The organism is Pseudoalteromonas sp. 19-MNA-CIBAN-0066 (genome assembly GCF_040308705.1).
GTDB classification, from domain to species: Bacteria; Pseudomonadota; Gammaproteobacteria; order Enterobacterales; family Alteromonadaceae; genus Pseudoalteromonas; species Pseudoalteromonas nigrifaciens.
Genome location: NZ_JBEONZ010000010.1, coordinates 37085 through 49228 on the forward strand (window position 1 = coordinate 37085; position 12144 = coordinate 49228).

11 protein-coding genes are annotated in these 12144 nt (G+C 39.5%); 9 read left to right on the top strand and 2 right to left on the bottom strand.

The genetic code is table 11. The features are described 5' to 3' along the window. From AAEZ18_RS08205 to trmB, 4 genes are read left to right on the top strand one after another with little or no spacing between them, the layout of a single operon-like run. On the top strand, positions 1 to 624 hold the full coding sequence (locus tag AAEZ18_RS08205; RefSeq protein ID WP_041454762.1) for a flavin prenyltransferase UbiX: 624 nt from the start codon (positions 1 to 3) through the stop codon (positions 622 to 624). Next, positions 621 to 1550: an ABC transporter ATP-binding protein gene (locus AAEZ18_RS08210; protein ID WP_208834297.1), complete on the top strand. Its 930-nt coding sequence runs from the start codon at positions 621 to 623 to the stop codon at positions 1548 to 1550. The genes AAEZ18_RS08205 and AAEZ18_RS08210 overlap by 4 nt, the downstream gene beginning before the upstream one ends. Continuing rightward, positions 1551 to 2318 carry an ABC transporter permease gene (locus tag AAEZ18_RS08215; RefSeq protein WP_350549753.1) on the top strand — a complete coding sequence of 256 codons (768 nt, stop codon included), beginning with the start codon at positions 1551 to 1553 and terminating at the stop codon, positions 2316 to 2318. It begins immediately after the preceding gene. Then, the gene (gene trmB, locus AAEZ18_RS08220; RefSeq protein WP_350549750.1) at positions 2318 to 2992 is read left to right on the top strand and encodes a tRNA (guanine(46)-N(7))-methyltransferase TrmB; all 675 of its coding nucleotides are present in this window, start codon (positions 2318 to 2320) and stop codon (positions 2990 to 2992) included. Before AAEZ18_RS08215 ends, trmB begins: the two co-directional genes overlap by 1 nt. Before the next feature lie 6 nt (positions 2993 to 2998). Here the strand turns inward: trmB and AAEZ18_RS08225 are convergent, their stop codons facing one another. After that, positions 2999 to 4867: a GGDEF domain-containing protein gene (locus tag AAEZ18_RS08225; RefSeq protein ID WP_350549747.1), complete on the bottom strand. Its 1869-nt coding sequence runs from the start codon at positions 4865 to 4867 to the stop codon at positions 2999 to 3001. A 268-nt stretch (positions 4868 to 5135) separates the two neighbouring features. Here AAEZ18_RS08225 and panP point away from each other — a divergent pair, with 268 nt between their 5' ends. Beyond that, a complete protein-coding gene (gene panP / locus AAEZ18_RS08230; RefSeq protein ID WP_350549744.1) occupies positions 5136 to 6761 on the top strand; it encodes a pyridoxal-dependent aspartate 1-decarboxylase PanP in 1626 nt (541 codons plus the stop codon). Between the two features lie 63 nt (positions 6762 to 6824). Here the strand turns inward: panP and argE are convergent, their stop codons facing one another. Then, a complete protein-coding gene (gene argE, locus AAEZ18_RS08235) occupies positions 6825 to 7979 on the bottom strand; it encodes an acetylornithine deacetylase (RefSeq protein WP_086993975.1) in 1155 nt (384 codons plus the stop codon). Positions 7980 to 8202: 223 nt separating this feature from the next. Between argE and argC the strand changes: the two genes are divergently transcribed. From argC to AAEZ18_RS08255, 4 genes are read left to right on the top strand one after another with little or no spacing between them, the layout of a single operon-like run. Continuing rightward, on the top strand, positions 8203 to 9213 hold the full coding sequence (gene argC, locus AAEZ18_RS08240) for an N-acetyl-gamma-glutamyl-phosphate reductase (protein ID WP_011328948.1): 1011 nt from the start codon (positions 8203 to 8205) through the stop codon (positions 9211 to 9213). Further along, positions 9214 to 9981 carry an acetylglutamate kinase gene (gene argB / locus AAEZ18_RS08245; RefSeq protein WP_011328947.1) on the top strand — a complete coding sequence of 256 codons (768 nt, stop codon included), beginning with the start codon at positions 9214 to 9216 and terminating at the stop codon, positions 9979 to 9981. 7 nt (positions 9982 to 9988) lie between these two features. Beyond that, positions 9989 to 10921, top strand: a complete 933-nt coding sequence (locus AAEZ18_RS08250) for an ornithine carbamoyltransferase (protein ID WP_011328946.1) — start codon at positions 9989 to 9991, stop codon at positions 10919 to 10921. Continuing rightward, the gene (locus AAEZ18_RS08255) at positions 10918 to 12120 is read left to right on the top strand and encodes an argininosuccinate synthase (RefSeq protein WP_011328945.1); all 1203 of its coding nucleotides are present in this window, start codon (positions 10918 to 10920) and stop codon (positions 12118 to 12120) included. The genes AAEZ18_RS08250 and AAEZ18_RS08255 overlap by 4 nt, the downstream gene beginning before the upstream one ends. Positions 12121 to 12144: the final 24 nt, after the last annotated feature.

Genomic DNA, 12144 nt, shown 5'->3' on the forward strand with positions numbered 1-12144 from the left:
TTGCAATTTAAAGACACAATTACCTTAGCATTTAGTGGCGCGTCGGGTGCGCCTTATGGCTTGAGATTATTAGAGGTATTAATAGAGCAGCAATTTCAGGTGTATGTGCTTATTTCAAGTGCAGCGCGAGTGGTATTTGATATTGAATCTGGTATTAAGCTCTCAGGTAATGAAACCAAAGCCAGTGAGCAATTAAGTGCGCTATATAACGCCAAGCCAGAACAGCTAAAAGTATATGGTAAAGACAACTGGTTTAGCCCGGTAGCCTCAGGATCAGCTGCCCCTAAAAAAATGATAGTGTGCCCTTGTAGCGCGGGCACGGTTTCGGCTATTGCTGTTGGCGCATCTGACAACTTACTAGAGCGCGCCGCCGATGTGGTAATTAAAGAGCGTGGCCATCTTATTTTAGTGCCACGCGAAACACCGTTTAATCAAATTCATCTGGAAAACATGCTTAAGCTTTCACGCTTAGGGGTCACTATTATGCCTGCGTCGCCGGGTTTTTATCATCAGCCGCAAAGTATTGCCGACTTAGTTGATTTTATGGTGGCGCGAATTTTAGATCATTTAAACATTGAACATAACCTAACAAAGCGTTGGGGTTATGGTGAGGGCAAGTCATGAGTAAGCAACAAATTGCTTTAAATATAGCAGGCCTTACTAAGGTTTATACTAATGGGGTTGAAGCTGTAAAGGGTATTGATTTACAAGTGCGTGAGGGCGATTTTTTTGCCTTACTTGGCCCTAATGGAGCGGGTAAGTCGACCACAATTGGTGTTATTTCATCACTGGTAAATAAAACAAAAGGTAAGGTTGAGGTGTTTGGTTGCGACATAGACACCGACCTAGAGGCCGCTAAAACGCATTTAGGCTTAGTGCCGCAAGAGTTTAACTTTAGCCAATTTGAAACCCTAACTCAAATATTAGTAACTCAAGCGGGTTATTATGGTGTACCACGCGGCGAAGCACATAAACGCGCCGAAAAGTATTTAACCCAATTGGGGCTGCTGGATAAAAAAGATAAACAAGCGCGTACGCTTTCAGGTGGCATGAAACGCCGTTTAATGATTGCTCGCGCACTTATGCATGAGCCTAAATTACTGATTTTAGATGAGCCAACAGCGGGTGTTGATATAGAGCTGCGTCGCTCAATGTGGGATTTTTTACGCCAAATTAATGAGCAAGGCGTCACCATTATTTTAACCACTCATTACTTAGAAGAAGCAGAGTTATTGTGTAAAAACATAGCCATAATAGACAATGGCCTGATTGTTGAAAACACCACTATTAAAGCACTGTTATCTAAGCTTGATAAAGAAACCTTTATTTTAGATTTAAAAACACCGGCTAAGCCAGTTACCCTAGAGGGTTATAAATTTACAATGGACGACGAGCATACTATTGAAGTTGAAGTGGCTAAATCGCAAGGCTTAAACGCTGTATTTAGTGCGCTAACCGAGCAAGGTAATACCGTGTTGAGTATGCGTAACAAAGCAAATAGATTAGAAGAGTTATTTGTTGGATTATTAGAACAAGGTCGGGGCAAATAAATGTTTAAATATGGCGTAGCTTTAAAAAGTATTTGGATTAAAGAGTGTATTCGTTTTTTACGTATTTGGGTGCAAACCTTAGTGCCTCCAGCAATTACCATGAGTTTATATTTTGTTATTTTTGGTAACTTAATAGGCTCACGTATTGGTGATATGGGTGGCTTTAGTTATATGGAGTTTATTGTACCTGGGCTGATAATGATGTCGGTTATTACTAACTCCTATTCTAATGTAGCCTCAAGTTTTTACTCTACTAAATTTCAAAAAAGTATTGAAGAGCTACTTGTAGCCCCAGTGCCAAACTACATTATTGTGCTTGGCTATATGGGCGGTGGCATGACGCGCGGAATAATGGTGGGCTTTATTGTTACCTGCGTATCGTTATTGTTTGTTGATATTCAAATTCATAATATTTTTATCATTATGGCTACCGTTATTTTAACCTCTGCGGTATTTGCACTCGGCGGCTTAATAAATGCTATATATGCTAATAGCTTTGACGATATTAGTATTATTCCTACCTTTATTTTAACGCCGCTAACTTATTTAGGTGGGGTGTTTTATTCAATTACATTACTGCCTGAGTTTTGGCAAAACGTATCACAAGTAAATCCTATTATTTATATGGTTAACGCGTTTAGGTATGGGTTTTTAGGCGTGTCGGATGTTGATTTAAGCTTGGCAGTTGGTGTTATTTTAGTATTTATTATCGCGTTATTTACCTTAGCGCTGACATTAATTAAAAAAGGTGTGGGGCTAAGACACTAATGACTGATGCAAATTCGCGTAGTATTGTATCTAACCAAGCGGGTATTCACGAAAAGCTGGATGACATAGTTAACAAGCATTTAAACGCAGAGTTTAAAAAGCCAATAGCAGCGCATACACAAAAAGCGTTTGACGAGGTGAATGCTAAAGTACAGGCGTTTAAAGGCCCACTCATTTTAGATTCGTGTTGTGGTGTGGGAGAAAGCACCGCTAATTTAGCTAAGCGCCATCCCGATGCGCTGGTAATTGGTATCGATAAATCGTCGCACCGCTTAGATAAACACGATGTAGAGTATAAACAAACCGACAGTGGTCAGTATATTTTGGTGCAAGCAGACTTAAACGACTTTTGGCGTTTAGCCGTGGCAGCAAACTGGCAACCTAGCCACCATTATTTGCTTTACCCCAATCCGTGGCCTAAATCTAAACATATTCGTAGGCGTTGGCACGGCGCGGCTATTTTTCCGTTTATTGTAAAGTTAGGCGGTAAATTAGAAGTACGCAGTAACTGGGATATTTACGTTAAAGAATTTGCCAGAGCACTTGAACTAACCGGTAATGTTTGTCAGGTTTCTGCTTATGGGGCAGATGAAGCAATTACCCCATTTGAGCGTAAGTACTGGGCTAGTGGCCAACAAAGCCACCGCTTGATTATTAGTTTAACTCAGGGTTGATTAACTTTACTGCTCAAATAATGGATTAACATGTGGCGCTGGATGGGCAATGAAATTACCCTGCATTAGCGTCACATTTACTTTTTTGAGTGCCGTAGCTATAGCTTTGTTCTCTACCATAGAGGCAATTAGTTGAATATTTTGCTGCTTTGCAAAATTGGCTGTGTAATCAACAAATAATGCCGTGTTCTCGTCATTAACTATTTGCTTTATTAGCATGCCATCTAACTTTATTGCGTCAATTTCCAATTTTAAAATATTGAGTGTATTTGCAAAGTCATTGCCAAAACTGTTAATCATCACCTTGATCCCCTTACTTTTAACCATAGTTATAAATGCCCTTACGCTTGAATAATTGGCGATAACTTGTGGTTCAAATAAAACTAAAGTGATATTTTCAGGGTGCGGATAGCGCTGTAACTCGTAAGCAATGTATTCATTTATGCTAGGGTCTAATATATCTTCAATAGTAATATTTAAACTCCAGCTAATTTGTGTTTTACGAAAGCGGCTAAGACACTGTGAAAATAATGTACGGGTTAATAAGCCATCCATACGCAAGCGTATTACGGTATTTGAAAATGCATCGGGTTTTAAAATTTCGCCCTGTGAAGTCACTATTCGTGGCGTGCACTCGTAGTGTAGTGTTTGTTTAGACTCTATATCAATAACAGCCTGAAAATAGGGCACAACGCGCTTTTGCTCAAACGCTTCACGTACTTCTTTTGCTATTTCTAAATTATATAAATACAGCGACTTTGAGTCATTTATAGCCTCAGAGTAATTAACAACACTAAGGTTACCTTGTTTTGCCTGTAAAGCCGCAATATGGGCATTTTTTAGCAGTAACGACTTGTTTCCTCGGGCAATACCTGCACATAACGTAATGTAAATAAAGGGATTGGTTAAAAATGGCGTATTAAAATTATATGATTGGATTAAATTACTTAGCTCTTCGTATGGGGTTTCTTTGGGGGTTAGTAACACCAGTTTGTTGGTTGCTACACGATAAATACGATAATTTACATTGCTGTGCTTTTTAAAGTGTATTAGTAATTTTTTCATTACTTTGTCACCCACTTTAGTACCGTAAAAGCGGTTTATATTTTCAATTTCGTTCACCCAAATTATGGCCATTTGCATATGGTGAACAGGGGTATTTAAAAAATGTTTTTCAAGCGCAATATGATTAGCAAAACCACTACCAGAGTCTCTCATGGCGGCGCGTTTAGTCGCGAAGTTATACATAATTAGCAACAATATAATAACAACTAAAAAAAAGCCGCCTAAAACAGCCGATGTTGAGGCGCTTTGCGCTAACTTATTATTAATAGTTTTAAGGCTTATATCGGCAGCAGTTAAATATGTAATGCCATTTTTATCAATATGCGGGATAAAAATAGTTTTAAAGTCGCCCCATTGATCACTCGATATTTCAAAAACAGGCTCAGTAGATAAAAAGGCACCAATATTAGCCTTAGTTGCCTCTGGGTATAAATCTAAAAACTGGGTTACCTTACCACTATTTTGATCCTCTTGGGTGTAGCTAGAGGCGCTAAAATGAACCTTGCCATTAATTAGCACCATAGAATATACATAAGCAATATCGAGTGCTTGTGCAAGCTCAGAAAGCTGCTTACTTTTACTTTCGTAAGTTGCAAAGCTAATAGTTTGGGTTTTATTTATTTTACTGTGATAGTCATCGCCCAAAATATATTTAACGCTGGTGGCTGCATTAATAAGGCGATTATCGAGGGTGTTAATTACATCACTGCGAATGGTGCTATAAGTATAATAAACACAGATAATTAAACTGATTAAAAACAGCATAAAAGCGCTTATTAATCCATTTATTCTTAGTTTTCCTTGTAGCATATAATTCCCTTTTTATTGTTAAATTAATTATACGCAAAAAAAACAAATGCCCAATGACTTAATTGATTTTGAATTAAAAAGATAAAAAACAGCCAAAATTAGTATTATTTGTCATGTCATTTAGCGTTTTTATGGCTTTAAGCGAGACATTTTCTTAATATTGCAGTAAAGTTAGCGCAATTATTAAAAACCCTGTTACTAAAATAGCACCTTAATTTAGTGTGTTTAATAGAGTAGCAGGCGTTTTAGCCACACACTAGGTATTAAGATGGATCAAAAGCGTTTTGCCGTCGCCTCTAAAGAAAGCCTTAAGCGTATATTTACTGTACCTGAAGCGCCAGACTCAACTTTAAGCAAAATAGAGCTTGAAATATCGAGTAATTTAGCAGGTTTTTTAAACGAAAACATTGCGGCAATTGAAAAACCATTACACGAAATTGAAAAAGACTTTCAGTCGGCGATGATCCCAGAGGATCCAACGTTTGTATCTGCTTATGCGCAAGATATAATGGAGCAGCTGGTTGCACACTCTGTGCACACCGCAGCGCCTAGCTTTATTGGCCATATGACTTCTGCTTTACCTCATTTTTTACTACCACTGTCAAAGCTAATGGTAGGGCTAAATCAAAACCTAGTAAAAATAGAAACCTCTAAAGCTTTTACCCCACTTGAGCGCCAAGTGCTTGGAATGATGCATCATTTAGCGTACGGGCAACAACACGAGTTTTATGCTAAATGGATGCACAGTGCAAAAACATCATTAGGTGCATTTTGCTCAGGCGGTACTGTAGCCAATATTACGGCGTTATGGATTGCGCGAAATCGCTTATTAAAACCTGATGGCGATTTTAGGGGGATAGGCGCACAAGGCTTAATTGCCGGTATGCTGCATTACGGCTATAAAGGCTTAGCTATTTTAATTTCTGAGCGAGGCCATTATTCGTTAGGTAAAGCGGCTGATTTATTAGGAATTGGTCGTGAAAACTTAGTGGGTATTAAAACATGCGAAAACAATAAAGTTGATGTTAATGCCATGCGCGAAAAAGCCTTAGAGCTTGAAGCGCAAGGTATTAAAGTAATGGCCATTATTGGAGTAGCGGGTACCACAGAAACTGGTAATATCGATCCCCTTGAAGTGATGGCAGATTTAGCACAAGACATTAATTGCCACTTTCATGTTGACGCTGCATGGGGCGGGGCAACTTTGTTATCTAATACCCATCGCCATTTACTCAAAGGTGTTGAGCGCGCAGACTCAATTACCATTGATGCACACAAACAAATGTATGTTCCTATGGGAGCTGGGCTGGTGTTGTTTAAAGATCCAACCGCTACCGATGCAATTGAACATCATGCAGAGTATATTTTACGTAAAGGCTCAAAAGATTTAGGTAGCCATACACTTGAGGGAAGTCGCCCGGGTATGGCAATGTTAGTACATGCTTGCTTACGTGTAATTGGCCGTAAAGGCTACGAAATGCTAATCGATCGTAGTATTAAAAAAGCCCATTACTTTGCTAATTTAATTAAAGCAGATGAAGATTTTGAGCTGATCTCAGAGCCAGAGCTGTGCTTATTAACGTATCGTTATGTGCCTAAGCAAATAAAGCAGGCAATTGCAGATGCTGATCCACAAACACGGATTGATATTTTTGCCTCACTTAATCGCTTTACTGCAAGTATGCAAAAACGGCAACGTGAATCAGGGCGATCATTTGTATCACGTACGCGTTTAACGCCTACTCAATACGATAATCAGCCCACCGTGGTATTTAGGGTAGTACTTGCTAACCCACTTACATCAGGCGTTATTTTAAAAGAAATTTTAGCAGAACAAAAAGAGTTGGCTAAAACAGATCCGGTATTTAAAAAGTATTTAAGCAAGTATATGTAATTAAAATATTAGCTTAAATAAAAAAGACGCTATTTAGCGTCTTTTTTATTTTTATAATCGCAATTAAGAAAAGCTAAAACAACTCGCTTTAATTATATTAGTGATAATTTGCTGTGAAGGCTTAATTTTTTCCATTGCTAAAAATTCATCAGGTTGGTGCGCTTGGTTTATAGAGCCGGGGCCCATTACTATGGTTTCACAACCAAGCTGTTGAATAAATGGCGCTTCTGTACAGTAGTTTACTGCCACCGCTTTTTGCCCCGCTATTTTTTCGGCTAGTTTAACCAAAGCGCTATCGGTGCTACCAGTAAATGCAGGAATTGGTTCGTGTAAATCAATTACGCTTACGGCATTAGGGTATTGCTGGTTTATTTCGTGAGTTGCATCAAGTACTAACATTTGCAGCTCTTGCACGCTTAAGCCCGGTAATGGGCGCATATCTATATGCATTTCGCAGCAACCACAAATTCTGTTCGCGTTGTCGCCGCCATGAATATTACCAAAATTTAAGGTTGGATAGGGTATTTCAAAGTGTTCTATTGAATATTTATGCTTTAACTGTTCTTTTAAGATCAGTAGTTTTGTAATCACTTTGTGCATTACTTCGATGGCGTTAACACCACGTTCGGGATCTGAGCTATGGCCTGAGCGTCCGACTACTCTAATTGCGGTACTCATATGCCCTTTATGTGTAAATACTGGAGTCATATCAGTGGGTTCGCCAATTATACAGCGATCCGGTTTTAAATTTGGATGTTTACAAATTTGTTGAGCACCGGCCATTGTTGTTTCTTCATCGGCGGTGGCTAAGATCAAAATGGGCTGAGTTTGCTGCTTTTCATCAAGTTCACTAATAGCTTGCAGTACAAAAGCAAAAAAGCCTTTCATATCAATACTGCCTAAGCCATATAGTTTATTGTTGTGCTCGGTCAATTTAAATGGATTATGATTCCAGCGGCTATCGTCAAATGGCACTGTATCGGTATGGCCAGCGAGCATTAATCCACCATCGCCTTTACCGCGTTTAGCTAATAAATTATAGCGACCTTTGCCGCCTTCTAATTCAATTATTTCACAGCTAAAGCCTAAGCTTTCACACCATTGTGCCAGTAATTCAATAACATTTTTATTACTCATACACAGGCTATCTTCAATGGCACTAATAGAAGGCGCTGCAATTAATTGTTGGTACATAGAAATAAATGAAGGCAAAGACATAAAAAATCCAAAATAAGTAATCAATTTAATTGCATAACAATATAAAAGTATTTATGATGAATATCAATTCACTTTTTAAGCATAAATATTTTAAAAGTAGCGCAATGAAAATAATACGACGATAATCAACATTCATTAATTAATTAAAGTCTTAATTAGCCCAGAGCTAGTTTAAGCGAACAACATGGATAAGTAGTAACTAATTTTAAATAACGAGTAAACAATGAATGTAGTGATTATTGGCGCAAGCGGTTATAGCGGCGCAGAACTAGCAAGTTTAGTTGCTAAGCACCCTAAACTAATTTTAACTGGCTGTTATGTATCGCAAGGTAGCTTAGATAAAAATAAATTGCTGAGTGATTTATACCCCGAACACTTAGGGCTACTCGATCAGCCTTTACTGCCTCTTAGTGAATCTGCTTTTAGCGATATTGAAAACAGTGCCGATTACGTGTGTTTATGTACCGATCATAAAGTAAGCGTAGATTTAGCGCCGCGTTTTTTAGCCATGGGTAAAAAGGTATTTGATTTATCTGGTGGGTATCGCCTTGCGAGCAATGACGACTACGTTACTTATTATGGCTTTGAGCACCAACATCCAGAGTTATTAAATCAAGCTGCTTATGGTTTAGCTGAGTGGAATAGCGATGCTATTGCCGCGGCGCAATTAGTAGCCGTAGCGGGTTGTTATCCTACGGCTGCGCTTAATGCACTTAAGCCTTTGCAGCAGGCCGATTTATTAACAGAGCAAACAATTATAATTAATGCGGTATCGGGTGTAACCGGCGCAGGGCGTAAAGCTAGTATTGGTACCCATTTTTGCGAAGTGTCGCTTGCCCCTTATGGTTTATTTAATCATCGTCATGGCCCTGAAATAGAGCAACACCTTGGTCACAATGTTTTATTTACCCCCCATTTAGGTAATTTCCCGCGTGGTATTTTAGAAACTATTTATGTGCAATTAAAGCCTAATGTCACCATTGAGCAAGTAACACAAGCGTACCAAGTACTTGCCGATGAGCCGTTAATTCGTTTACTGGGCGATAAAATCCCCTCAATTAAAGGCGTAGCTAAACAGCCATATGTAGATATTGGCTGGCAGCAACAAGGCACACAGTTAATTGTTATAGCTGCCATTGATAATTTATTAAAAGGCGCTGCAGGACAAGCATTGCAGTGTATTAATTTATCAATGGGATTGGCGCATACCACAGGCTTAAAAGGATCGTTTTAAATGAGTAAAAAAACCTGGGTAATTAAACTTGGCGGCGCTGTACTTAATACAGAAAACGCGGCTAAAGCATTATTTTCAGTACTTAATGAGCAGCACAACGCGCAGTTTGTCATTGTGCATGGCGGAGGCGCGCTTGTAGACACTTGGCTTAAAGACGCCGGTTTTGCCAGTGCAAAGCATCAAGGTTTACGTATTAGCCCTAAAGAGCAAATGCCGTACATAGTGGGAGCGCTTGCAGGTTGTGCTAATAAACAATTAATGAGTGCGGCAATTAATGCTGGCCATAAACCAGTTGGTTTAAGTTTGTATGAAGCTGGTGTTACTGCCACGCAAAAACTAAAAGCATTATGTTTAGTGGGTAAATGTACCAGTAACGATGATTCGATTATTAACGATTTACTAAAAATTGGCCGTATGCCAATTGTCAGCTCAATTGGTTTTGACTTGCAAGGGCTTTGGTACAACGTTAATGCTGACGAAGCCGCCGCTGCAATTGCCAACAACTTAAACGCAGAACTAATATTTATGACCGATGTTGAAGCAGTGCTTGATGCAAATAAGCAGCCTTTACATCAACTAGATACAAAACACATTGATACTTTAATAAATGAAGGAGTAATTGTGGGCGGGATGGAGGTCAAAGTTAAGACCAGTCTTCACGCTGCCCAACACTTACGACGCGGTGTGTATATTTCCAGCTGGCAAAAGCCAGAAAACTTAACAGCTTTGCTGCAAGGCAAGCATGTCGGAACTAAAATTACACCATAGGTTTATTATGTTTGAGAATTTTTTAACGGGTTTAGAATTAGACCAACAAGGCGCACTTAACTTATTAAAGCTAGCGCAAGATATTAAAGCAAACCCTAAAAAATACAGCCAAGTATTGGCTGGTAAGTCAGTGGTTACTTTATTTGAAAAACAAAGCTTACGTACACGTTTATCGTTTGATATTGGTATAAATCGCTTAGGCGGCCATGCCGTGTATTTAGATCAACAAAATGGCGCGATGGGTGCACGTGAGTCAGTAAAAGATTTTGCTCTTAATATTTCTACCTGGGCAGATGGTATTGTAGCGCGCGTAAATCAGCACAGTACATTAACCACATTAGCGCAGTATTCATCGGTGCCAGTAGTTAATAGCTTGTGTGATTTATATCATCCTTGCCAAGCACTTGCTGATTTTTTAACACTACAAGAAGTGCATGGCGATGTGAGTCAATTAAAGTTAGCTTATTTAGGTGAGGGCAACAACGTAACGCATTCATTAATGTTGCTTGCTGCAACATTAGGTACAGACTTTGTTGCCGTTACGCCTAAAGGATGTTCTCCAGATTCACAAGTTCTGAAAAAAGCGGAACAAATAGCAGCAATGAATGGTGCATCAGTAATGGTGAGCGACAGAGTAGAAGCTGCTGTTGGTGCAAACGCAGTATACGCCGACACTTGGGTATCAATGGGCGACACCACACCACTTGAGTTAGTAAAAGAAAAATACATGCCTTATCAATTAAATAAAGCATTATTAGAGCAAACCGGTGCAACAACAGTGTTACATTGCCAACCGGCACACCGTGAGTTCGAAATTACCTCTGAGGTAATGGACGGTCCAGCGTCAAAAATTATACAACAAGCCGAGAATCGTATGCATGCGCAAAACGCTCTGCTAGTTACATTATTAAATCCAAATTTTGTTAAGGAACACCTATGAGTTCATTTAAAAAAGTCGTTTTAGCCTATTCAGGTGGTCTTGATACGTCGGCCATTGTGCCATGGTTAAAAGAAAATTACGGCTGTGAAGTTATTGCCTTTGTGGCCGATGTTGGTCAAGGTGCAGAGGAGCTTGAAGGCGTAGAAGCTAAAGCTATCGCATCGGGTGCTTCTGAGTGTTATGTAGTTGACTTAAAAGACGAAATGGTAAGTGATTACATTTATCCTACGCTTAAAACAGGCTCAATTTACGAAGGTACTTATTTATTAGGTACGTCTATGGCGCGCCCAATTATTGCTAAAGCACAGGTAGAAATTGCGCGTAAAGTGGGTGCCGATGCACTTTCTCATGGTTGTACAGGTAAAGGTAACGACCAAGTACGTTTTGAATCGTGTTTTGCAGCGCTTGCGCCTGATTTACAAGTAATTGCGCCATGGCGTGAATGGGATTTATCAAGCCGTGAGTCATTGCTAGATTACTTAGCTGAGCGCGATATTCCATGCTCGGCATCGGCTACAAAAATTTATAGCCGTGATGCAAACGCATGGCATATTTCGCACGAAGGCGGCGAACTTGAAGATCCATGGTGCCAACCAAGTGAAAAAGTGTGGACCTGGACAAACTCTCCAGAGCAAGCGCCAGATAAAGCTGAACTAGTAACACTAAATGTAGTTGAAGGTGAAGTTGTTGCAGTAAATGGTGAGCAGCTTAAACCTTATGATTGTTTAGTTAAATTAAACGATATTGCATCGCCTCATGGTGTTGGTCGTGTTGATATTGTAGAAAACCGATTAGTGGGTATGAAATCGCGCGGTTGTTACGAAACCCCAGGTGGCACCGTAATGATGGCGGCACTGCAAGCCATTGACGAACTGGTGCTTGATAAAGCAAGCCGTAAGTGGAAAGAAGTACTAGGCGGCGAATTTGCACATTTAGTGTATGACGGTCGTTGGTTTACACCACTTAAAGACTCTATTTTAGCTGGTGCTGAAGCACTTTCTAAAGATGCAACAGGTGAAGTTGTGCTTAAGCTATATAAAGGCCAAGTTACAGCAGTGCAAAAGCAGTCGCCACACAGTTTATACAGCGAAGCGTTTGCTACCTTTGGTGAAGATGATGTGTACGACCAATCACACGCAGAGGGCTTTATTCGTTTATTCTCGCTTTCAAGCAGAATAAAAGCATTAGCTAAAAAGTAATTTTTACGCCCCTTGTTAAAAGGG

What these genes read in the sequence shown, in the direction of transcription:
- AAEZ18_RS08255 (WP_011328945.1), top strand. Translation starts at nt 10,918, where the DNA reads ATGAGTTCATTTAAAAAAGTCGTTTTAGCCTATTCAGGTGGTCTTGAT.
- AAEZ18_RS08225 (WP_350549747.1), bottom strand. Translation starts at nt 4,867, where the DNA reads ATGCTACAAGGAAAACTAAGAATAAATGGATTAATAAGCGCTTTTATG.
- trmB (WP_350549750.1), top strand. Translation starts at nt 2,318, where the DNA reads ATGACTGATGCAAATTCGCGTAGTATTGTATCTAACCAAGCGGGTATT.
- argC (WP_011328948.1), top strand. Translation starts at nt 8,203, where the DNA reads ATGAATGTAGTGATTATTGGCGCAAGCGGTTATAGCGGCGCAGAACTA.
- panP (WP_350549744.1), top strand. Translation starts at nt 5,136, where the DNA reads ATGGATCAAAAGCGTTTTGCCGTCGCCTCTAAAGAAAGCCTTAAGCGT.
- AAEZ18_RS08210 (WP_208834297.1), top strand. Translation starts at nt 621, where the DNA reads ATGAGTAAGCAACAAATTGCTTTAAATATAGCAGGCCTTACTAAGGTT.
- argB (WP_011328947.1), top strand. Translation starts at nt 9,214, where the DNA reads ATGAGTAAAAAAACCTGGGTAATTAAACTTGGCGGCGCTGTACTTAAT.
- argE (WP_086993975.1), bottom strand. Translation starts at nt 7,979, where the DNA reads ATGTCTTTGCCTTCATTTATTTCTATGTACCAACAATTAATTGCAGCG.
- AAEZ18_RS08250 (WP_011328946.1), top strand. Translation starts at nt 9,989, where the DNA reads ATGTTTGAGAATTTTTTAACGGGTTTAGAATTAGACCAACAAGGCGCA.
- AAEZ18_RS08215 (WP_350549753.1), top strand. Translation starts at nt 1,551, where the DNA reads ATGTTTAAATATGGCGTAGCTTTAAAAAGTATTTGGATTAAAGAGTGT.